Source organism: Maribellus comscasis (assembly GCF_009762775.1).
Lineage (GTDB): Bacteria > Bacteroidota > Bacteroidia > Bacteroidales > Prolixibacteraceae > Draconibacterium > Draconibacterium comscasis.
The window spans coordinates 919553-944626 of record NZ_CP046401.1; the positions used below are offsets into that span (position 1 = coordinate 919553).

Annotated in this window: 13 protein-coding genes; 5 read left to right on the forward strand and 8 right to left on the reverse strand. The window is 39.5% G+C overall.

Annotated features, from left to right (window positions below):
• Window positions 1-107: 107 nt before the first annotated feature.
• Together GM418_RS03705 and GM418_RS03710 are read right to left on the reverse strand one after the other, a co-directional pair.
• Window positions 108-734, reverse strand: coding sequence for an RNA polymerase sigma factor (locus tag GM418_RS03705; RefSeq protein WP_158863266.1), 627 nt, complete (start codon window positions 732-734; stop codon window positions 108-110).
• A gap of 183 nt (window positions 735-917) precedes the next feature.
• Complete coding sequence (locus GM418_RS03710; protein WP_158863268.1) at window positions 918-1382, reverse strand: hypothetical protein; 465 nt, start codon at window positions 1380-1382, stop codon at window positions 918-920.
• A gap of 676 nt (window positions 1383-2058) precedes the next feature.
• Here GM418_RS03710 and GM418_RS03715 point away from each other — a divergent pair.
• From GM418_RS03715 to GM418_RS03735, 5 genes are all read left to right on the forward strand, one after another.
• Window positions 2059-4446 carry a WD40/YVTN/BNR-like repeat-containing protein gene (locus GM418_RS03715; protein WP_158863270.1) on the forward strand — a complete coding sequence of 796 codons (2388 nt, stop codon included), beginning with the start codon at window positions 2059-2061 and terminating at the stop codon, window positions 4444-4446.
• A 33-nt stretch (window positions 4447-4479) separates the two neighbouring features.
• Window positions 4480-7548: a SusC/RagA family TonB-linked outer membrane protein gene (locus GM418_RS03720; protein WP_158863272.1), complete on the forward strand. Its 3069-nt coding sequence runs from the start codon at window positions 4480-4482 to the stop codon at window positions 7546-7548.
• 11 nt (window positions 7549-7559) lie between these two features.
• Window positions 7560-9023 (forward strand): SusD/RagB family nutrient-binding outer membrane lipoprotein, encoded by a 1464-nt coding sequence (locus GM418_RS03725; protein ID WP_158863274.1) that lies wholly within the window; start codon window positions 7560-7562, stop codon window positions 9021-9023.
• Window positions 9024-9161: 138 nt separating this feature from the next.
• Window positions 9162-11831 (forward strand): VPS10 domain-containing protein, encoded by a 2670-nt coding sequence (locus GM418_RS03730; protein WP_158863276.1) that lies wholly within the window; start codon window positions 9162-9164, stop codon window positions 11829-11831.
• Window positions 11832-12113: 282 nt separating this feature from the next.
• The gene (locus GM418_RS03735) at window positions 12114-13418 is read left to right on the forward strand and encodes an alpha-L-fucosidase (RefSeq protein WP_158863278.1); all 1305 of its coding nucleotides are present in this window, start codon (window positions 12114-12116) and stop codon (window positions 13416-13418) included.
• A 77-nt stretch (window positions 13419-13495) separates the two neighbouring features.
• On the opposite strand, the gene GM418_RS03740 is transcribed toward GM418_RS03735, so the two are convergent.
• From GM418_RS03740 to GM418_RS03765, 6 genes are all read right to left on the reverse strand, one after another.
• Complete coding sequence (locus GM418_RS03740) at window positions 13496-15763, reverse strand: GH92 family glycosyl hydrolase (protein ID WP_158863280.1); 2268 nt, start codon at window positions 15761-15763, stop codon at window positions 13496-13498.
• A 34-nt stretch (window positions 15764-15797) separates the two neighbouring features.
• Window positions 15798-17858: a GH92 family glycosyl hydrolase gene (locus GM418_RS03745; protein ID WP_158863282.1), complete on the reverse strand. Its 2061-nt coding sequence runs from the start codon at window positions 17856-17858 to the stop codon at window positions 15798-15800.
• 202 nt (window positions 17859-18060) lie between these two features.
• Entirely contained in the window at window positions 18061-18651 is a 591-nt protein-coding gene (locus GM418_RS03750) for an RNA polymerase sigma-70 factor (protein WP_158863284.1), read from the reverse strand.
• A 120-nt stretch (window positions 18652-18771) separates the two neighbouring features.
• Window positions 18772-20334, reverse strand: a complete 1563-nt coding sequence (locus GM418_RS03755; RefSeq protein WP_158863286.1) for a RagB/SusD family nutrient uptake outer membrane protein — start codon at window positions 20332-20334, stop codon at window positions 18772-18774.
• Window positions 20335-20337: 3 nt separating this feature from the next.
• The gene (locus GM418_RS03760; protein WP_158863288.1) at window positions 20338-23823 is read right to left on the reverse strand and encodes a SusC/RagA family TonB-linked outer membrane protein; all 3486 of its coding nucleotides are present in this window, start codon (window positions 23821-23823) and stop codon (window positions 20338-20340) included.
• Window positions 23824-23916: 93 nt separating this feature from the next.
• Window positions 23917-25017 carry a FecR family protein gene (locus GM418_RS03765; protein ID WP_158863290.1) on the reverse strand — a complete coding sequence of 367 codons (1101 nt, stop codon included), beginning with the start codon at window positions 25015-25017 and terminating at the stop codon, window positions 23917-23919.
• Window positions 25018-25074 lie beyond the last annotated feature (57 nt).

The following is a 25074-nucleotide window of genomic DNA, read 5'->3' on the forward strand; positions in this document are numbered from 1 at the left end:
AAGGCAACCTAAAGTGAAAATATGGACAAACTTTTTAAACTTTTTTCAACAAACAAACACAAACAATTAATAATCAGGATATTACAAACAAAAATGTCTTTTTTCAGCTAGGTAACCTTTTTTTGAAAGGAAGAATGGGGAATATAAGACTGCAAAAAAAAGAAAAAGAACAAAGCTTCTTTTTCCATTACTTCTCTTACGGTTTTTAAAGCCCGGTAAACCAGCTTGCGTGAAGACTCAATGGAAATATTTAAGATTCGCGCAATTTCAATATATTCCATTGACTCGTTAAACCGCAAATAGAGTGCTTCCTTTTGTTTCGAGGGCAACTCTTGAAGAATATGCTTTATTTTTTTGGTTAGTTCTTCATCCTTCTCCCGTTCAATTATCTCTTTCTCGATACTATACTCCGGCTCAAAAGAGAGCGGCTCTTCGTTGTCATCTCCGATAACAAACCTTCTTCTTCTCTTTAATTTTTTTATCAAACTATGTTTAAGAGAAAGGATAAGGTAAAATTTTAAATTCTGAGGGTTAGTTTTATTGTTTTCCTTTTTTAGATATAAATCGAGATAAACTTCCTGAATCGAGTCTTTTACGAGTCCCTCATCGTTACACAGCTTAATGCCGTACCTGTAAAGCGAATCTATATGAAGGTTGTAAAGATATGCAAATGCCTCACTATCACCCGACTTGAAACTTTTCCATATTCTGTCTATTTTTAAGTTTTGTTGCATGAAATACAGGTTTGAGCAGGAAGCTTAAAAACAAAGATATTAAAAAAAACAACACATATTTTACGAAACTTTTATTGTGAAAAATAACAACCTGAAGATTTATGAGAGCAAAGGCTGTTGCAGTTAAACGTGATATTTTTTAGTGGCTCCTCTTTGCAGAAATAATTGGAGTTTTAACTTCAATTATTGTTTGTTGTATACCATCATTTCCGACATGTCTCCATATGATGACGAAGCGGAAACTTCAATTACCATATTTTTACCATCCATTTTATATACCTCAACAATAGTCATTGTTTCGCCCTGCATCGGAATTTTTGATGTTATTGTCAACATCTTTTCATCGTCAGACCAAACTGCTGTCGATTTCTTTTCTGTATCCATAAAACCAACGTTAACACATTCTCTTCCATCAAGCGTAAGATTGTCCTTTGTAGTAAAATTCTGTCCTTGAAAACTCGAATGTTTTTCAATATCCATCTCGTTTATCTTGTGTATAACAATAATTTCGTTGGGGGCCATACTAAACTGGTCGCCAAGTTTACTTTCTGAACGGTTCAATTTCCAGGTTCCGGAAAAATCTATGCCCTGAGCTGACACCAATGTTGCACCAAACAACATCACTAACAGATAAATAGTTTTTTTCATGATAGTTAGGTTTACTGTTCAAATTACAATATATAAAACTCTCTAATTTAAAAAGGTTTATCCAAAATAAAAAAGATTATTTATTCAAAGTTCAACCTTTGGATTTACTATCTTACAAAACTCAAAAGTTAGTTTGTTCATTACACTTTAAAATAGCTGCCTTCCTTCACTATTAGAAAAAAATATCTCAAAGATTTACAATACTTATTCTAAAACATACTTTTCGATTTAAATGTTAAAACCTTCATGCCGTTTTTAACCGATTCAAAAAACACCATACTGTGAAAAATCGACAATCTTACACTTTTCGCAAGTCAAAGCATTCTTTGGTTTTTATTTTACATAAAAGCTATCAATCACTTAAATAATAACAATTCAAACATATTCTCAAAATAAATTAAACAAATGACCAAAACGATATTTTTTATGTCCGTAAAATTATTTTCGATTAAGAACTTGAATAAATCAGACTATTCTTTTGTTAAAAAAACTTTGCTTACACCACATATCACATTTCCTGACTTTTATCATGTTTTGTAACTATTTGTTAATTAATCATTAATAAAAGTGACATTTCTACACTAATAAGCAATAAAAAAGAACTAACATCCACGATTTATACACTATTTTAACACCATAATTTCTGCGAAAAAAAATAAAAATTAAATCTTTTTTTATGAATACACATCTGTTTCTTTTACGTTTTAAAGGAATTATTTTGTTCCTGTTATTTGTAAATTATTTAAGTACTGCACAAGAGAAAAAACCGGTTTTTAGTGGAGCTGACAGAGTTAAAATGTTCAGCAAACAAAAAGAACTGGCCCAATCTTCTGCGTTTAAAGATCTGCACTGGAGTTACATTGGTCCGACAAACATAAGTGGAAGATGTACAGATGTTGAAGCGACTTCTCCACGTGGACAGCAATATACCATATGGATTGGTTCTGCAACCGGAGGTGTTTGGAAATCAACCAACGAAGGAACCACTTTTGAACCAGTATTTGATAAAATGCCAACAGCATCAATCGGCGATATTGCGATAGATCCTCAAAATCCCGATGTTGTATGGGTCGGAACCGGAGAAGCAAATATTTTCCGGAGTTCAAATGCGGGATGTGGCGTATTTAAAACTTCCGACGGTGGCACGAATTGGGAACTGATGGGGCTGGAGAAAACACACACAATCGGAAGAATCAGAATACATCCTGAAAACAGTAATATTATTTATGTGGCCGCCACAGGGCATGAATGGACTACTAATGAAGAAAGAGGTCTTTACAAAACAACCGACGGAGGAAAGACATGGGATAAGATTCTTAAAATCAACAACAAAACAGGTATCTTTGATGTTGTTTTAGATCCGTCTGATCCTGAAACAATTTATGCAACCTCCTGGGAAAGGATGAGATTAAAATGGAATGATCCACGGACATTTAAAGACACAAAGAATTGCGGCATCTGGAAATCTACAGATGGTGGAAAAAACTGGAAACAAATAAACAAAGGACTCCCGGAAGCAAGCCACAGAGGCAGAATTGGGATTGATATTTCACGTTCAAATCCGAAAGTGCTATATGCTCTTTTGGATAATTATGAAATAGCCTATGAAGCTGAAGAAGGCGAAGTCGATTCTTACGGAAGACCCAAAGAAGACGTTATAAAAGGAGCCACCGTATACAAAACTGCAGATGGAGGTGAAACCTGGGAACAGGTTAGTGGGCTTACACCAGAAACAAAAACATACATGGAGCGCCACTCAGGCACATATGGTTGGGTTTTTGGACAAATACGCGTCGATCCAAAAGATGAAAATACCATTTATACACTTGGAATATGGTTGCATAAATCGACCGATGGAGGAAAAACATTTACAACCATTCGTGACCCGCATGCCGACCACCATGGTTTCTGGATTGACCCAAATAACTCCAACTACCTGCTTGATGTGCAAGATGGCGGCTTATCCATTTCATACGATCAGGGAGAAACATGGAAACATCCGATAACCCCGTTGCCATTGGCACAGTTTTACAATATTGCTTTTGACTACAACACTCCGTTCAGAGTTTTTGGCTCAATACAGGACCATCACAGTTTTTATGGAACTGTCGACATCTCAAGAGGTAAAGACAGGATTGAACCTGTTGAGTTTGCACACACACTGGGTGCCGAGGGCAGTATTCATGTGATAGATCCGCGGGATAACAATACTGTTTTTGCCAGTGTTTTTTACGGGAATCTTGCTCGTGCCAAGGTAGATAGTTACCCGGAAAGTACAGAACGAATTTTACCTCCAAATTATCCGGACGAACCGGCTTTGCGTGGGCAATGGGTTTCCCCCATCGTAATGTCGCCCCACAACAACGACATTATTTACTTTGGTACTCAGTATGTAATGAAATCGACAGACAAAGGAAGTACCTGGGAAAAGATCAGCCCTGATTTATCATTTAACGATCCCAATAAATTTGGAGATATAAATTACCAAACCATACAAACACTTGACGAATCACCTTTACGCGCAGGTTTACTTTATGCCGGCACAGACGACGGAAGAATCTGGCGTACTAAAGACGCCGGGAAAACATGGCAAGAAATCAGAAGTGGAGCCGTACCGCAACGCTGGGTGTCCCGAATAGTTGCATCAAAATATGAGTTGGGAACGGTTTATATGACACAAACCGGAAGACGCGACGATGACTTTCAGGTTTACATCTGGAAATCAACGGACTTTGGGAAGACATGGGAAGACATCTCCGGCAACATTCCGGTGGGACCGGTAAATGTAATAAGAGAAGATCCAATTAACCCTGATATTCTTTACGTTGGCACTGATGCATCAGTGTACATAAGTAAAAACAAAGGCGAAAGCTGGGAGGTGTTGGGTGACCTACCATTTGCTTATGTGCACGATCTTCAAATCCATCCGCGGGACAATATGATTATTATAGCTACACATGGCCGGGGAATGTTTGTTATGGATGCAGACCCGGTAAATGATAAAGAAGAATTACTTAGACAACGCAGACGATACAGAGCTACAGAGATGGAAACCGAAAATTAATTATTCATTATTCAAATTTTTAAATTATTCTCTATGAAAAAAATCACGACGCTGCTAATTGCGCTGATTTTGTTATCAACAATTTCAGTGCTTGCCCAAACAGTGGAAATCCGGGGAGTTGTTACCTCAGAGGATGATGGCATGGCCATACCCGGGGTTACCGTTAGTGTAAAAGGAACAACTATGGGAACGACGACCGACATGGACGGGAATTATTCAATTAAGGTTCCATCCGAAACAAAAACACTTGTCTTTAGTTACATCGGGATGAAGACACAGGAAATTGAAGTTTCAGGACGTACTCAAATCAATGTCACCCTCGAATCAGACATCCAGGACATTGATGAGATTGTAGTTACCGCTTTGGGTATAAAAAGTGAGAAAAAAGCCCTTGGTTATTCCACAAGCGAAGTAAAGTCCGACGAACTAATAGCTACCCGTACGGATAACTTTGCCACAGCTCTTGGAGGAAAAGTGGCAGGGCTTAACATTACGAATACGTCCAGCCAGGGAGGATCCGGAACACGTATTGTTCTTCGCGGGGGCTCATCCATTACCGGCTCAAACGAACCGCTTTTTGTTGTTAATGGTGTACCTTTCGATGCTGATAACGAGGGAACTTCCTCCGGACTGGCTGATATTGACCCGAATTCAATTGAGTCATTAAGTGTGTTAAAAGGTGCTGCAGCTTCGGCGCTATATGGAAGTCGCGCCGCCAATGGTGTGATTCTGATTACACTCAAATCGGGTGCAATGGACTCAAGGCCTAAAGTGAGTTTTAAACATACTTCTTCGTTTGATCAAGCCTATGAAATTCCGCTTCAAAAAACATGGGCTCAGGGTGTTTTTGATTTCAGCGCACAGGATTGGACTTATATCGACGGAGACAACCAGTATACTTCATCTTCATGGGGGCCAAGAATCTCCGATCTTGATGGTGTTGATTACTACGACCGCTGGCAGGTTTTCAAAACAGGCTACACTTCCGACAACACATTCAGTGTAAACGGCGGGTCAGATAAAGCATCGTACTTTGTTTCTTATACAAACACGATGAACGACGGTGTGCTTGATCCGCTCAGTTACAAACGTAATTCGGTGAATGCAAACACTTCGTTTAAATTTACAGAAAAACTAACCGTTTCATCCAATGCGTTGTACTCAAGTCAGGATATCGACCGATTTGAAGAAAGTAACAACAACTACACCTTTATGAACACCTTTCTGGCTTCTCCTCCTTCGTGGAATCCCAATCCGATTTACAGGGAAGACGGAACTATACGTTTATATCGTGGTGGTGGCCGCGAGCCTTATTTATATATGCTCGAAAACACCGGTAATAATATCAAACGCGAAAGGTTTGCAGGCTCGGTTACCGTTGAATATGAGATAATGAAAAACCTTAATTTCAGATCGGTTACCGGAGTCAGCACAAATCATTACACCTACGAAAACTATAAAAACAAAGGTGGTTTGGTAAACACTGAAGGCACCTACGAAAGAGGAACGCGTTTTAGTAAAGATATTGAATCTACCGAAATGATTACTTACGACAACCGTTTGGGAGACTTTTCTTTCGACGTGATGGTGGGACACAACATTGTTCAGAACTACTGGGAAGATATGGATTTCGATGGCACCGGCCTGGTAGTGGCAAACATCTATAATTCATCAAATGTTTCAAATTATACAGCTTCTTCCTCATGGGGACAATTCCGTTCCTGGTCGCTTTTTGGAAAAGCCAGTATAGGTTACAAAAGTATGTTGTACTACTCTATAACGGGTAGAAACGACTGGGCTTCAAGTATTAAAAACGACTATTTTTACCCAAGCCACAGTTTTAGCTTTGTATTTAGTGAATTAATGAAAGACAATGAAATAATTGATTTTGGAAAATTAAGACTTAGCTATGCCAAAGTAGGCGCGCCTGCAAGTGCTTATGCAACAAATGTAGTGCTTCAACAAGCCTCTTCATCTGATTGGTTAGGATATTCATGGCCTTTCAACGGACAAAACAGCTACCTGCCAAGCTCTACCTACCCAAATGAAGATCTTCAGAATGAGTTTAAAAGCGAAATTGAAGGTGGATTGGAAATGAAGTTTTTCAACAACAGACTGGGATTTGACCTTGCGGTTTATAAAAACTGGAGTGACAACCAGATTCTTTGGCAACAACTTTTAAACTCAACCGGATATGAAGGTGGATATATTAATATTGGTGGTATTACTCATAAAGGTATAGAACTGGTTTTAACGGGTACTCCGGTTAAAACTTCCAATTTCAGCTGGGATATAACATTTAACTGGTCGAAAGACAAATCCAGAGTTGACGACCTGGGGGAAAACGATGAACCCATTGATTTGGGCTCTGCCGGCTATGCCATTGTCGGACAACCGTTCCCTGTGATTTATGGAGATGCATTTCTGCGTGATGATGCCGGCAATCTTGTATTAAGCGATGAAGGAGATCAAACAGATGGCCGGACCACATACGGCCGTCCAATAATCGATCCTCGCGGTAAAAAAATACTGGGTAAAATTGAACCCGACTGGATTGGAGGAATTCGCAATTCGTTCAGATACAAAAATCTTACACTTACTACTCAAATCGATTTCCAGAAAGGCGGACTTGTGGTAAACTTTGACGAGCACTATTTGACTTATTACGGAATGTCATCGCTTCAGGAAGACCGTCCCGAAGACAACCGCATTGTTTTTGAAGGCGTAATGGGACACTATGACTATGATACTAAACAAGTAGTAGTTTCAGATCAGAATAACTCAGCCTGGACATATTATAGCAGTTATTGGCAAACAGTATGTCAGTCAACAAACGAAGACAATATCCAGCCTCGTGATTTTGTAAAACTCAGAGAAGTATCACTAACCTATAGTATGCCTTCTTCAGTTACCCAAAAACTTCACGTAAAGGGTATTGATTTAACTTTCTCGGGAAGAAACCTTTGGAGAAAATTTAAAGACGAATTTACAGGACCTGATGTAGAAACCAACACTGGTGGAATTGACAACGGAAACGCTTGGTTTAACTATAGTTTCCCGGCAATGAAAACGTATTCATTTACACTTGGTTTAACGCTTTAAAAGGATAAAAGATGAAAAAGATATATTCAAAAATATGTATTGTATTGTCGCTGTTAATACTCTTTTCAGCATGTGACAACTGGCTTAATGTGGACGAAGATCCAAATGCTATCACTGATTCACCTTCAATTAATGAAGGAATTTACCTTACCGGAGTTGAGGCCGAATGGACTCAACAAGCTGTAACCTTTTTTGTGTGGTGGAATGGGATGAAAGATTGGTTGCTTTGGTATGCCGCCGACGGCACACAAGGGTATGAAACCCGGTTTGAAATCGCAACCGATTATGGAATTGAAATTTGGAACGCCTACTCAGGAGCTTTAATGCACTCAAATGCTCTGTATGAAAAAGCAAAAGAAAACGGAAATAATCGTTTCCAGGCTATCGGAGCAGCAATTTCAGCCTGGCACTGGTTTAACATGGCCGATTATTATGATCAGGCGCCGCTCGACGAAGCCCTTAACGGTGCAGAATTTCCCTATCCAAATGTAAATACACTTGAGGAGATTTATGCCCATGCCAACGCTCTGCTTGACGAAGCAATCCAGTTATTCAACGCTTCTGACCCGGGCGACCTGGTCCCCACTGCATCGCAAGACTATATTTTTGGCGCTGATTACAGCAAATGGACAAAACTTTGTTATTCTTTAAAGGCACGATATGCTATGCGACTTACTTATTTCCCGGGGAACACGGCAGCCGGTCAGGCCGATCTTGCATTACAATATCTTGAAAACGGAATGACATCGAACGATGACATGTGTGCATGGGATCACCTGGACAATCTGACCTACGACAGTTACATTTATGAGGAATCGCTGTATGATTACTCGGCTGAAGGAATGACTCCCTCAACATACATTGTTAATTTGCTTAATGATTTGAACGACCCAAGAAGACCAATTTTTTGGACCGAAGCAGAACAGGGAGGATACATTGGACATAATAGCGGCTCATCTTCTGTTTCTGGCGAAAAACCAAGCAGATGGTCGATGAGTTACTGTACCCAGTCGTACCCTGACATGATTATGATGTACTCCGAATGCCTCTTCCTGGAAGCAGAAGCTTATGCATTAAAAGGAGAGTATACATCGGCGCAAACAGCTCTTAATGCAGCTGTTAGAGCAGACATGGAATATCACGGCGTGAGTGAAGACGATATAGTAGCTTATCTCGCCCAATCAGAGCTTACTGTTCCTTCAGATGTTGAAGCAGCACAGGAATTGGTTATGACCCAAAAATACATTGCAAACACTTTTGAAACAACTGAGTCTTACTTTGATTTTATTCGCACCGGATATCCAAAACTTGATTTTACTATCATCAATCAGGTGATCAATACAAATACATTTCCTCGACGAAATCCATATCCACCGGATGAAATTGAAAAAAATCCATCAATTGCTGCAATCGGTCAACCCGATTACTTTAAAAAAGGAGTTGCATGGGATACAAAATCTTTTTCATGGAGATAAAAGGATGTAATAATTAAAATTGTGTTTAGGTCGCCTTGTTTTTTTTATAAGGCGACCTTATTTTTATACAATAATTGAAAAGGAGGAGTTGGATTAGATAAACCAAAGAATATCATTTGTTACAAAATACCTATTAAAATGAATTTATTTACCAGATTTTTCGCAGCTATTTTGCTCACAACGATTTTCACTTCTCAACTTTTCGGACAAAGTGAGTTATCGACAAACTACGATGCTTTTCAGTACCGAAATCTGGGAGCATACAGAATAAGCGCCTGGGTTGGTTCATTAGCTGTTCCTGAAAATCCCGGTGAGAAACACAAATATACCTGGTATGTCGGCCCGCGAGCTGGCGGAATATGGAAAACAGTGAATAACGGAACAACTTTCGAATGTATTTCTGACGCGTTTGGCACCTCATCCATTGGCGATTTTGCAGTTTCTCCTTCCGATCCGGAGATAATTTGGGCCGGAACCGGCGAAGCATTTAATGCCCGCAGTTCGTATTACGGAAACGGAATATGGAAATCGACTGATGCCGGGAAAACATGGAAAAATATGGGATTGGAAGATTCTCACCATATCGCAAAAGTGGTAATTCACCCAACAAATCCGGACATTGTTTGGGTTGCCTCAATGGGACATTTATTTTCTGAAAATAAAGAACGCGGGATTTTCAAAACAACTGACGGCGGAAATTCATGGAAAAAAGTATTGTATATTAATGGCCAAACAGGGGTAACTGATTTAGTAGTTAATCACTCTAATCCCAAAATTCTATACGCGGCAACCTACCAAAAAAAGCGGACTGCATGGACTTTTGAGCCTGGTGGGGAAAAAAGTCGTATTTACAAATCGACTGACGGCGGAAATTCATGGAAAATGGTTCAAGGCGGATTGCCAACAGGTCCCCTCGGACGAATCGGATTAGACATTCACCGCGCAAATCCGGATATTGTTGTAGCAGTCATTCAAAACCTGAACGTAAAACCCGGTGTTGATCCAAACGAACCGGTTCCTTTTGATGAATTTACCGATCATTCTTTTGACAATTTAATTGGCGGCGAGGTTTACATTACAAAAAACGGCGGCACAAGTTGGGAACGAATCAATGACCCTGAAACCAACGATGTAAGTGGAAAAGCAGCTTACAGTTTTAACCGGGTTTCAATCGATCCGGTTGATCCCGGCAAAATCTATATTATTGGAGTGGGGATGTACTATACACTTGACGGTGGAAAAACATGGCCGGGTTTCCGAGAACAGAATTTGTTCCAAACCAACTTTGGCGATAACCGTATTTTCTGGATCGACCCAAAAGACCCGCGCCATATGATGCTGGGTTCCGATGGTGGAATTTACTCCACTTTCGATGGTGGCCTGACCATGAATCACTACTACCATTTGCCCTTGGGTGAAGTTTACAATGTTGAAGCAGACAATGAAACGCCATACAATATTTACATCGGACTACAGGACCACGAAACATGGAAAGCACCGTCCAATGGCTGGTCGGGGCAAATTACCCCGGCCGACTGGGTGATTACCGGAATGTGGGACGGTATGTATTCCAAAGTTGACCCGGAAAATAACAAGTACATTTATATTACAACACAATTTGGCTCCCATCAACGGGTAGACCAAGCAAAAGGCGAAAGAGTTTCCATTCTCCCGCAAGCGAATGAGAGTGAACCCTACAGATACACATGGACTACTCCGCTGGCGATATCTCCACACAACAGCGCAATAATCTATACCGGGGCCCAAAAGGTTTTACGGTCGTTAAACCGCGGAGAAACATGGGAGGAAATCAGTCCTGATCTGACAGACAATGACCCGGAAAAAACCTGGGGTAAAGGACATATTCAATATTGTACAATATCAACACTTGACGAATCTCCTGTAAAAGCAGGAATCATCTGGGCCGGCACCGATGACGGACATGTTCAGCTGACAACAGACTTTGGTCACACATGGACCGATCTCACTCCAAATCTGGTAAAGGCAGGAGCACCTGCTTCTATGTGGGTAAGTAAAGTTTTTCCATCAAACCATGACTCCGCAACCGCTTATATTTCGAAATGCGGATTTACAGATGATATAATGGACGCTCACGTTTATATTACCCGTGATTTTGGAAAAACCTGGAAAAAAATAACAAACGGATTACCCGGTTCACCGGTCAATGTAGTGATTGAAGACAAAAAAAATCCGAATTTACTTTTTGCAGGTAACGATTTGGGTGTATATGTTTCAACAAATAAGGGCGAAAACTGGCTGCCTTTTAAGGCAAATATGCCCAATGTGGTTGTTCGGGATATAATGATTCATCCACGGGAAAACGACTTGATCGTAGGTACCTATGGCCGTGCCGCCTGGATAACAGATATCAGTCCTTTGCAGCAACTCACTCCGGAGGTAGAAGCAAAAAAACTGCATCTGTTTGATATTGATTCCAAACCTCGGTTAAATTTTTCAGAACAAGCCCGGTGGGGAAATTACCAAATGACAGGAAGTAATCATCTTAACTCGCCAAACGAGCCAAATGGCCTGGAAATATGGTATTTAATGGAAAAAGATCTGCAAGAAGGAACCAAACTAAGCATCGCAAATAAAAACGGAGAAACCGTTTTTGAAAAAGAACTACCATACCAAAAAGGAATAAATAAAATTTACTGGAATACATTCAGGGCTAGTCCGGGTGAATACAAAATCACGCTAGAAAACGACAAAATTTTGGAAAGTAAAACCGGAATTGTGACAAAAAAATGGACATGGCCTGTTCTCAATTATTCAGGAAAAAACTAAACCATATTTTTAGCAAGACTATTTACTGACTATTTGTCGGAATTTCAAAACTCTTCATAATGGCAAACTTCTCAGGTCACCAGCCGTTATGAAGAGTTCATTTATGACAGTCAGAATACTTACGCAGATTGCAAACCCAAATATTTTGTATTTTTTTTCCCAATCAAACAACTGTGCTGAACTGTGCTGAAGCTATCCTTGCCACGAAACATGTTTTCTAACAGTTGATTAATTCGTATTTTTCGGCAAAATATTTTACATCATTACAACAACTTTATAGAAATGAAAAACTTAGCCAACATCATTTTATTAATTTCCCTATCTGTTAATACCTTATTTGCACAATCAGATTACAAGCCTACAGATAAAAATATTGAAAACCGCGAATGGTTTCAGGATGCAAAATTCGGACTTTTCATCCACTGGGGTGTTTATAGTATTCTGGGTGACGGAGAGTGGGTTATGAATAATCAAAAAATTCCTGTTTATCAGTATGAAAAGCTTCCATCGTTTTTTAATCCAACACAGTTTGATCCTGCCGAATGGGTTTCGATGGTAAAAAAAGCCGGGATGAAATACATTACCATTACCAGCAAGCACCACGACGGTTTTGCAATGTACGATTCAAAAGTGAGCGATTACAATATTGTTGACCGTACTCCGTATGGAAAGGACGTTTTGAAAATGTTAAAAGATGAATGTGACAAACAAGGAATCAAATTATTCTTTTATCACTCTCAACTCGACTGGCATCATCCCGACTATTTTCCGCTGGGCAGGACAGGACAAGGTTTCACCGGCAGACCAGACAACGGAAATTGGAATGATTACATTGATTACATGAATACGCAGCTTACTGAATTACTAACCAATTATGGCGAAGTTGGCGGAATTTGGTTTGACGGGATGTGGGACAAACCAAATGCAGATTGGCGACTGGACGAAACGTATTCGCTTATTCATAAATTGCAACCCGGAACACTGGTTGGAAGCAACCACCACATTTCTCCCATTCCGGGTGAAGATTTCCAAATGTTTGAACGTGACCTTCCCGGCGAAAACACCATGGGCTTTAACCAAACCGGAACTATTTCCGAGCTCCCTCTCGAAATGTGCGAAACCATGAATGGATCCTGGGGCTTTAATCTTCAGGATAAAAATTACAAGTCGTCAAAACGGTTAATCCAAACCATGGTAAAAGCAGCAGGTTACGGCGCTAATTTTTTGTTAAACACCGGTCTAATGCCAAACGGAAAAATCCAAACAGAAAATATAGACACTTTAGTGGTTATGGGAAAATGGTTAGATAAATATGGCGAAACCATTTACAACACACGAAGAGGTCCTATTAAACCGCAGGATTGGGGAGCAACAACCGTTGCAAAAGACGGCACTGTATTTATTCATCTGCTCGAAATGAAGGATGAAAACCTTCTTATTCCTGCACTTCCCGGCAAAATAAAATCGGCTACCTATTGGGCTAACGGCGAGAAAGTAAAATACAAAGAAACAGATTATGGAATTTTATTACACATTCCAAAAAGCAAGCAGGATAATGTGGATACGATATTAAGAATAAAGATGTAATCAATCATAAAAAAAGGAAAGCCGCAAAATGGCTTTCCTTTTTTTCTTTTATTCGGTTCGTTTTATTCAAACCAAATTTATTTCACTTTTTTTGGTTCCGGTCCCATTTCAAAATTAATTTTACCCCCTCCGGCCAAATCAAAATGATTTAATGAGTTCGACTGATATTCTTTGCCATTGAGCGTAATACCCTGGATATAAATATTCTCTTTACTATAGTTCGGTGCATTTATTTCCAGTAGTTTCCCGGATTGCATCCTAATTGTAACCTTTTTAAACTTAGAGCCACAAATTTGATACTCCGGCAATGCAGGACAAACCGGATAAAAACCGAGTGCTCCAAATACGTACCAAACCGACATTTCTCCTGCGTCATCATTTCCACTTAATCCTCCGGGACCGGTTCCGTATTCTTCATTCATAACATCGGCTACTATCTTTTGTGTTTTCCATGGCTGCCCTGAATAATTGTATAGAAATGGAATCTGATGTCCCGGCTCATTTCCATGCCAGTATTGTCCGACTTCGAAAAATTTATCGAGGTTAGTATTAAATGCATCTCTTCCCCCCATTAATTCAATTAATCCATCTACATCATGCGGAACATACCAATTGTATTGCCACGGTGTTCCTTCGGTTATAAAAGAAGTATGTTGGTCGCGTGTAAAATCTTTAGTAAAAGTTCCGTCGGCATGGCGTCCGTTCATGTTGTTCACCTTAGGGTCAAACACATTGCGGTAATTCTGTGCCCGTTTTATATAATAATTGTAATCTTCTGTTTTTTTCATTTTTTTTGCAATCTGCGCCAAAGCAAAATCATCATATGCATATTCAAGCGTACGCGAAACCTGTTCCCGTTTATGGAAGGCCTCCATTACCGAATCTTCCAATGGAATGTAGCCATATTTTAAATAAGATTTCAGTGCACGTCTTCCCTTGCCATCGGTATATTCAGCAAAGCTTTCCGGAGACTCATTTGCATTATGCTTTAATATTTCATAGTCTTCCTCCGTTAAATCAAGCACTCCTTTCGTATAAGCCTCTGCCACAATAGAAGTAACATGGTCACCAATCATTGCTGAAGTATAACTGTTCCATTTAGGGAAAATAGGCATCCACCCGCCTACCTGAGCCATGGTTAGAAGCGAGCGCACCATATCGGCATTTTCTTCCGGGACAATAAGACTATAAAATGCATGCATTGCCCTATAGGTATCCCAAACCGAAAAATCGCAGTAATAATTACCGTCGCAAATGGTATCGGTTTGCGCATTTCCATCAAAACGCGGATAAGTACCACTTACATCATTGTAAATACGGGGTTGCTGGAAACAATGGTACAGTGCTGTATAAAACTTCACTTTATCATCGTGATTATCCCCTTGTACAGCCAGTCTGGAAAGCAAATCGTTCCATGTTTTTTTAAGACTTTCTTTTGTCTTTTCAAAATCAAAATCCGGGATTTCTTCGTTCAAATTATTACGAGCTTCTTCAACACTCACAAACGAAGTACCTATTTTTACCCGAAGCACTTCTCCTTTTTTTACATCAAAAGAAAAATAAGCCCCAAGATTGGGCAGATTTTCAATGGTTAACTGCTTCTGATGAATATCGTCGCCGGAATAAACCCCATAAGAAACAGGCACTTTTTCAACCTGCATAACAAAGTAGCCTGAAAAACCTGCTTGTTTTCCCCATCCCTGATAAATCCGATGAACGGGGTTGTAGCCAACGATTTCATTATTATCGGCATTTACTTTCGCAAAACCCTCGCCCTCATCGCTGTTCGGGTTGATAACCAAATGCGCCGGGCCCTCGTTTTCAAAAGTAAACCGGAGCAAACCACAGCGTGTTGTAGCAGTCATTTCTGTCAAAATATTGTGATCAGGAAGATTAACATTGTAATAGTAAGGAGTTGCTGTTTCATTATCATGGGAATATGCAGAACCACGTTTGTCGGGATTGCAAACCAGGTCGCCGGAAACAGGCATTATGGCAAAGGAACCATACTCTTGCGTACACGAACCACTTAGCCAGTGCGAACCACGAAACCCGGTAATTATACTGTCTTTATAATAATATGCCGACATACATTTTGTTTCTACATTGTTGGTTTGAGGAGACCAATTGGTCATTCCAAACGGAACCGTTACCGAAGGTTGTACCTGTGCATTTTGTTCACTTCCTCCCCCATGCCGAAGTCCGGCAATGGTAGTTGTTTTTGCTGTTCCAATCATTGGATTTACATACTGTGTGAAATCAACCGGGGCATTTTCACTTTGTTTTGTTGAACATCCAAATCCGATTCCCAGAACAAAACCTAACAAATAAATTTTAATACGCATTTTTATTTTTGTTTAGTTGTATTTAAATTTCCCCTTACAATTTTCCCCAATCAGTATTTGCAGTGCTACTTAAAGTTAATTCCAACGTTCCGCCATTTTGAATATCCCGGTAATCAATCCATGATTTTAAAAATGGCTCTCCATTTAATGTAGCGCTTTCAATATAAATATCATCGGATGAATTTCGCCTGTTAATAATTTTAAATGACTTTTTATCTGCAAGCCGGATACTCACCTCTTCAAAAACAGAAGGAAGAATCCAGTATGAGGTTTCACCAATATTCCGGGGATACAATCCCATGGAAGACAAAACAAACCATGCCGACATGGTTCCTGCATCATCGTCCATTTCTTCAATATACCCTTCCGGTTCAGCTTTAAATACTTTTCCGATGTAAGGATTTTTCCATTTTTCATGAGTACCGTAATGGTTTACGGTGGGTTCCAAAAGAATTTGCCTTACTAACTTCTGCGATTTCCATGGTTCACCAAATTCATAATACAGAAACGGAACATGAATATCAGGTTGGTTTCCCACGTTAAATAAGTTATTTTCAAAAAAGTAATCCAACTGCGAAACACTTGCTTTTTTGCCGCCCATGGCATCTTCAATCCACGGGTAATCATAAGGAACAAACCAGCGGTACTGCCACAATGTTCCTTCATATAAACCGTCGCCGTGCATAACATCTGCATTCGCTCCCATAACTTTGAACTTATCGTCCCAAATGTTCCGATAATTTATTGCTTTCTCGTAAAACTCTTTTTGAAGTGCAACATCACCCAATTTACCAGCAATTTCGGAAAACGCCCACCAGTCATAACAAGCTTCCAGTATTTTGTCAGGAGAATCAACCGAAAGACTCTCAGCCTCCTTTTTCATTAAATGTAATACATCAGCCAACGGCTCATCCAGCAAATCTTTCCGGTAAGCATCAAGTAGAACAGGAATACTGTGTTCATTGCGAATCAATATAAAAGACTCGGTATCGGTTGGATCATCCGATTTTCCCTGTTTATAAAGCTGATACATGGAATGCATCATATTTTTATATTTTTCAGGATACAAAATCGAAAGTAATGGCATTTTTGAACGAAAAGTATCCCAAAGCGACCATCCGGAGTAATAACTACCATTATCAGAATGGTAGGTATTTCCATCGCTTCCACCATAAGAACCTGATTCATCAATAATATTGTACGGAGTTTGCGACGCGTGGTATAAATGAGTATAAAAAAGCGTTTTTAGCGTGTCGTTATCTGTTGTAACATTTACCCGGCCTAAATATTCCCGCCAGTTTTTTGCAGCAATTGCACGCATTTGATCAAAATTAATTTCTGCCGCTTCACTGTTCAGATTCTTTTCAGCTTCAGCTGTGCTTACCGATGACAGTCCAACTTTTATGATCTGTGTTTGAGAACTGTTCGCACTAAAATAGATATCAGCAATCCCTTTTGATTCCTTAATTTCGGCCGGTTTTTCTGCCAATTCTACAAAATAGTAAAACTTATAACTCCCCATTTTACAATTTCCCCTGCACTGAATCCAACCTTTTAAAAACCTATCGTTTTGAAATATATGCTTTTCATCAATAAAACCGGAGTAAGAGGTTTCAAAATGAATTCGGAAACCTGTTTTTTCTGTTTTGGGAAAGATAAAACGATAAATCCCTGCTGTTCTTGCAGCAGTTGCTTCGGCAATTATTCCGTTTCTCAACTTTACGGAATAAAAACCTGGCTCAGCCTTTTCTGTATTTTTATCCATTTCCGCACTTTCCTTTAAATTGTTTATAAAAGGAAAAATACGCAGGTTTCCACCTGTTCCGCTACATCCAACTCCTGATGCACGATTTTGCGAGAAACCCAAAAATTTCGTTGCATTATAATCGTATCCACAATGGTTTCCGGGATCAGTGTCGGGACCTGCCTTGATCATTCCAAATGGGATATTCGCTGAAGGATCGGTTTGCCCGTAATCACCGGCTGTTCCGATAAAAGGATTTACAAACTTGTTGTTCTCTCTCATGCTGGGCCTGCAGCTATTACATGAAATTAATGCCAGTGTGGTAAGTAATATAATGCAATACCTTTTCATAAAAATCAATTTTTAAAAATGTTATCTCCTCAAAGGAACCGACAAAACAAGCATCGATGTTTCAGTTGCTTTTGATAATTCACTGGCTCCATAACATTCACAACAGTCAGAGTTGAAATAAATAATGATTCTGTTCGATAAAAAAATGTAAACATACTGCAATAGATAGTTCTGTCATGCCGTATTTCCAATACTTTGAATTCTATTCAGCGTGCAAACAAAACAACACAAACAAATATTCTGATAACGACATCTTAAGCTTTTTTAATGCCCTTCCCATTTGCACTTCCACGGTGTTAACCGATAAGTTTAATTGCTCGGCTATTTCTTTATATTTCAATCCATGCTTACGATTTAACAAGAATATAGTTTTGCAGGCATCGGGTAACTGGTCAATAGCATCCTCGATCATTTGTTCCAGTTCTTTCAACTCCAGAGGATCGGTTGTATCAAAATAAGCTGAACTTGCCTTTAAAGAATTTAATTCAAAAGCCTTTTCTATTTCTATTTCAAAATATCTCTTTTTTTGCCTTAAATGATCGATGCATTTATTGCGGACGGAACGGAACAAATAGTTACGTACACTCTCTCTCACAAAAATTTTTTCTCTCTCTTCCCAAAGTCTCTCGAAACACTCGATAACTAAATCTTCTGCATAATTTTTGTCTTTTATTATGGATTCTGCATAAAGGCAAGCCGAATCAAAATAGAAATAAAAGATTTCTTTCAATTTATTCAGGTCATTGCCGGCAGGGTGATCTTCAAAGCCAATTTTTCTTTCAGAAAGACTCATTTATACAAAAATGCGAAAATATTTAGGCCATAATACAAAGAATTGAACTTTCAATCATAAAAAACAAAAGAAAAAGCCAATCCTGAAGGATACAGGATTGGCTCAAAACAGTATAATGTGTTAATTGTAAGCTTGATTCTGGTCTTGTTCCGACTGGGGAACCTGCCAGTAGCATGCTGAATACGGAGGTTGTATGGATGAAAAGTTTGATGCATCCCGATCGCCGATATACAGTGGTAATTGTTGTCCTATCAAATAATAGGTTCTGTCACCGTTTTCAGTCGCCAGTTCTTTTATTCGTTCGTTATCAATAGCAGCTTTTGTAATGTCAGCCGCTGCGATGTTATCCAAACCGGCCCTGTTTCGAACCATATTTAAATCGGCAGCTGCCCCTTGAGAATCGTTATTATTCAAACGTATAAGTGCGCGGGTAAGATAAATCTCGGCCAAACGAATCAATGGTCTGTTTGAGCGGCGCGCATCCGATGCCCTGAAGTATTTATAACTCCAAACCAACGGAGGAACCAGATCCGAACGTGGATCCACATCGTATCTATAATACAACTGAGTGTACCTTTTGTCGTTTTGTGCTTCTTCCGTTTCAGCATGATTTTCATCCATCCATCCCACCTGCATCATTGCACTGTATGACATAGCCTGACTTGACCATGAAGACTGGGCATCTCTGGCATAATGATTTCTTGAAAAGATGGATTCAATGCGCCCGTAAGCTCCGGATGTTTCTTCGCAGGCAGTTTGCCAAATTACTTCTTTTCCCCAACCATCAGCTCCGTTTTTATTAAAAGCTTCAATCGGATCTTCTGTCAAATCATATATGCTGCTGCCGTTGCTAATAATATAATTGCATTCCGCCTCTGCCTTGGCGTGCTCTCCTTTTATAAAATAGAGCCGCATCAACATTGCCGAAGCTGCAAATTTATTGGCCCGTGCCCTTGCATTTGATTCATTTATAACAGAGGTGTTATCTTCATAAAGCAATTCTTTTGCATTTGTCCAATCATTCTCTATGGCTTCATAAACTTCTGCAACAGTTCCCAGTGTTGGATTTTTCAATTCTTCAGAAGAATTTGAAAACTCAAGTCGTAAAGTAAAAAAACGACCATCATTGCTGCCGTTGGGATCATATGGAGGTGCATACATGCGGGCGAGATACCAATAGGCGAGTCCACGCATAAATAGTAATTCCCCTTTTAATTGGTTCACTTTATTCTTATCTGTCTGTGTCATGCCGGGGAAAGGTTCCTCACCATTTTCTTCGGCATCACTTAACATTTGCAAAGGGCCATTGCAGGCAGTTATTATTTCGTAACATTTTAAAAAAGCTCCCTCCATTTCATTGATGCAAGCTGCTTCGCTGAAATCACGATTGTAATAAGCAGCCGAGTTACTTGCCCCCACAAACTGTGGTATGTATAAAGCCAGATCCGATTCAGTGAAATTTTTTAGCGCGATGGTTCCAAACGGGTTGTCCCAAGGGCCTTTATTCAGTAAATAATAGGGTTCTCTTACACCCAGTTCCAGCTCGCTCACGTTTGTCCATGGGAATTGGTTGGGTCTTTCTAACTCGAAGAAAGAATCCTGATCGCAGGAAATTCCTGCAAGGGTAATAAATACCAGTATTAAATATTTCTTTATATTATTCATTGTGATAATTCTTTGCATGATTTAAAAATTAATATTTAATCCCAGGCTGTAAGTTCGTGCCTGCGGTATAGAGGAATAACTAACCAGGCTCGCTCCGGTTGTTTGGTCTATTCCTACTTCCGGATCGTAACCAGAGAATTTGGTCAAAGTAAAAAGGTTGGTTACATTCAGAGCCACACGCATTGATTGCATTTTCATTTTTGAGGCAATCTTTACCGGCAAAGTATAACCTACCGACAAATTTTTCAGCTTGAGATAATCACCTTTTTCAAGGTACATGGAAGAAATAAATTTTTCTTCGCTACCATATGTAACCGGCTCTTCAGTGGGGTTTCCTTCGTTATCGTAAAAATGCTGAACATTCATAACTACACGCGGCCACTTTGCATTATCCCCCGGGTTCTGCCAGGCATCTGTAAGCAATTTGTTTGAAAGAGCACGTACCCCGCGGTTAGGTGTAAGAGTACTTTGAAGCAAACGGTTGTATATATAATTGCCAGCAGCAAAACTAAAATTCATGGCCACATCGAAACTTTTATATGCAAAACGGCTGTTAAAGCCACCAACAAATTTCGGCAACGACGTTTTCCCGTCAAGAATCATACGGTTATTGGCCAGATTACCAGTTGTTGCGGGAATAATATTCCCGGTATGCGAAGTTGTTCCATCCTCGTTTTCCTGTACTTCATAAATCATTGGAATTCCTTTTTCCGGGTCAACCCCCGCTGACTCCGCCATATACCAGTTTCCAAGAGGAAGGCCGGTTTTAAAAATAGTTATTACCTGGTCTTCACTGCTCTCCATCTGAGTAATTCCAACATTATTGGCATCTGATTCCGGATCCAGCGCTTTAATTTTGTTTTTGTTATACGACACATTAAAAGCCAAATCCCACTTAAAAACGCCATTCAAAATATTGGCATCTACATTAAATTCTACACCACGGTTTTCCATATCTCCCACATTTTGCCAAATAATATTTCCACCGGAAATCCCAGCAGAGTATGGAAGGGCAACTGCTAAAAGCATATCTTCTACCGTCTGTACGTAATAAGCCAAAGATCCGTTTATCCGGTTGTTAAACAGGCCATAATCTACGCCAAAATCCAGCGTACTGGTTGTTTCCCACTTGATATCTGAGTTTCCAACACTTACAAATTCGGTACTTGGAATTCCTAATGTATTGCTGGTCCGCACAGAATAATAGTCGGAAGTAATACCACTTGGAATATTCGTATTACCGGTTTGACCATAACTTCCCCGGAGCTTTAACATGCTAACTGTTTGGGATTTAAAAAAATCTTCTTCGGAGATAATCCATCCGGCAGAACCGGAAGCAAACGTTGCCCACCTATTTTCTGAAGTGAATTTAGAGATCCCGTCACGACGAATACTTCCTCCGACAATATACTTGTCTTTAAACTTGTAATTCAACCGGCCAAAATAACCCCGCAAATAACTTTCATCTCCTAAATAGCTGTATCCTTTTATTGATTCAGGTTTTCCAACTTCGTGAAAACTGCCCACCAATGCTTCACTTTCCAAGTAAGTATAATGACTGGAAGAGCGTGTATTCTCAACTCCTGCGACAACATTCAACCAGTGGGCTTCACCAAAAGTTTTATCATAATTAAAGAACGAATTATAATTTATTACCGTTGTACGGTCTTTGCTTTCTTTAGCGATTGCCCCGTCGATACGTATACCGTCACCTCTCCATGATCTTCCCTTGTTGTACACAAGGTTGGCGCCAAATTCTCCTTTTAATGTTAAACCTTCCATTATTTGAAGAGTTCCATTCAATCCCTGCAGAACATTTAAGGTTTGAAGGTTACTCTCGCTGTTGAGTGGTGAAATCCCCGCCAGAGCATTTGCTCCCGATAAAGGATTCCAAAAACCATTCACCCCGGTATCGGTATCATCGTATACTTTCATCCATGGCAAAGAATAGGCATTTACCTGTGCCCAGCCACCGGCAGCTCCTTTCCCATCTTTTGATTTTACACGGTTATTGTCTGCAAAAGAAACAAATCCGCGGTAATTCAACTTAAATGCATCAAAAAGATTATAATTCAGATTTGAGTTAACTGATATTGTTTCTAAATCGCTGTATTTTATGATACTATTATCTTTTCTGTATCGTAAGGATAAATACGAATTTCCTTTTTCCGTTCCCTGGGTTGCTGAAACATTTGCTTCAACAAATGAACCTGTCCGGCTAACCAAATCGCCCCAATCGGTATCGGTTGCCAATGCCTCATCCCTTGTCATAGTAGCCACCATTCCATCCAGTTGATTCAGGGATGTTTGAGGATCAAAAACTCCCGAAAGTCCGCTGTTTGCATACGCCCTGTCCATTATTTCAATATACTCGCTTCCCGAAGCCAGGCCAATATCCCGGTTAGCCCAGTTACTAACACCCGATTTCAAATCTACATTAAAAGACATCTTTCCTTTCTTACCCGATTTCGTGGTTACCAGAATTACCCCGTTGGAACCACGCGAACCATAAATTGAAGTTGCGGCTGCGTCTTTTAAAACCTGTATCGATTCAATGTCTGACGGGTTTATCAACGACATTACATTTTGTGATGTTTCACCATCATATGCACGACCGGCTGAACCACTTACAATAGGAATTCCATCTACAATCCATAAGGGATCGGTTCCTGAAGAAATGGAGCTCACTCCGCGAATTTTTATCTGAACCGGAGCTCCGGGAACTCCCGACTCGCTGGATACCATCAAGCCCGGAGCCATACCCTGCAGTGCTGCATCAAATGAAGATGCAGCAGTAGTTTTTAAAATTTCGTCGCTGGTAATGGTTGATATTGACCCAATAATATCACGTTTTTTCTGTGTTCCGTATCCAATTGCAATTACTTCCTCCAATCCAACTACTGATGGCTGCAATTTTACACTAATCGCTGTACGGTTCCCTACTTCCACTTCCGTCGACTCAAACCCGACAAATGAAAAGACCAGGACAGAAGAGGCGTCGTCAACGTTTATATTAAAATTGCCATCTCCGTTGGTTACAGTACCCTTCATTGTACCTTTCAAAAGAACTGTTACCCCAGGCAGCGGTTCTCCTTTTTCATCAACAACATTTCCTTTAATTGCCTTCCCCGACTGTTCTCCCGGGAGAAATACAATTAGGTTATCTTCCAGAATTTTATACGAAACTTCATCGTTTGGAAAAATCTGATGCAAAATCTCTTCGATGTTTCGCTCCTTTGCCCTGAGCGTTACAATTTTTTCGTCATTAAACAATTTATCATCATAAACAAACCGAAAATAGGTTTGATTTTCGATTACATTAAAAGCCTCTGTAATGGTAACATCTTTTAAGTCGAGACTAATTTTTGTGCTTTGTGAATAAACCGATGCACTTGCAGTTAGCACCGAAAACAAAATCAAGATTAAACTTAACCTCATAATCAAAATGGTTTTTTTGAAACAACCGCCAGGCCATGCCCAACGTTCGTTAATACGTTTTTTTTTCATACTTTTAAACTGTTATAATGTTATTAACAAAATTGCCCCTTACGGGCGATTGACCTGCCGGGGAATGTGGCGTTTCCCGGCATTTCATTTAATTTACTTTGATTGCATTTTATTTGGTTTATAGCGAATAGATATTTGATTCAGGCTTATTTCATAGTCGATGGATGAAGTGAGGCTTAAAGCATAAAGAACCTGCTCAATGGTTTCATTTTTAAAATTTGCATTGATCAATACTTCTTTTGCCATTTCATCTTCAATACGAATGTTTACGTTGAAATGTCTTTCAAGACTTAACGCAATATCCTCCAACCGATCTTTTCGAAAAATCAGCTTACCATCTTTCCATGATGAATAATCAGCAGGATTTACTTTTCTCGCGATTAGGTAATTTGACTCCTGGTAGCGCACCTCTTCATCTTTTTCTACCGTTTTTTTATACTCTCTTTTTAAATTTTCCGAAGAAATTTCCCCGGTCCCTTTCACATAAGTAACTTTCTGATTGGGCGAAAGTGTTACAATTTGTCTGTTTTCATTTTTACCGATTTCGTAAATATTTATTTTTCCTTCTTTTAATGTCGTTTCAATTACATCGTCAGTTTCATAAGATTTTACATTGAATTGCGTTCCCAATACACGAATAAAAATATTGGAAGAATAAACATTGAAGTATTTATCTTTACTTTTTGAAACATCAAAAAACGCTTCGCCATTGAGAAAAACATCTCTCGATTCCTTATTGAAATCTTCAGCCAAAGTAAGCTTACTCCCTCCGTTTAACCATACCTTTGTACTATCACTCAAAACAGCAAAAGTGCGGGCACCTTTTGCAGCAGATATCTCACAAACAGGGGATGATATATCGTCAGCACCCAACTGTAACAGATAATTAATAAAAAAGCCGGAGAGAAACGCAAATAAAATTACAGCAGCCCAACGGAGTATTTTAACTCCCAAGAGATGATGGTTTTTACGGGGTGCGGGAGTAGTAATATTTTTTTGCAGGCGAAACCAATTTTCATCTTTATTAAAACCGGGATTTAAAGTACCAGACAAGAGATAATTATCTTTTATCTGCCTGAAAAATTCCTTATTCTCCTGAGTTGCTTCAATAAATGCGAGTAACTGTTTGTTTTCCTCTACCGAAGTATCACCTGCTAAATATCTGGCAATTAATCGTTCTAGCTCATCATTCATATCAAAGTTATGTCTGGTTACATATAAATGACGAAATCTGTTAAAAAAACCATTACA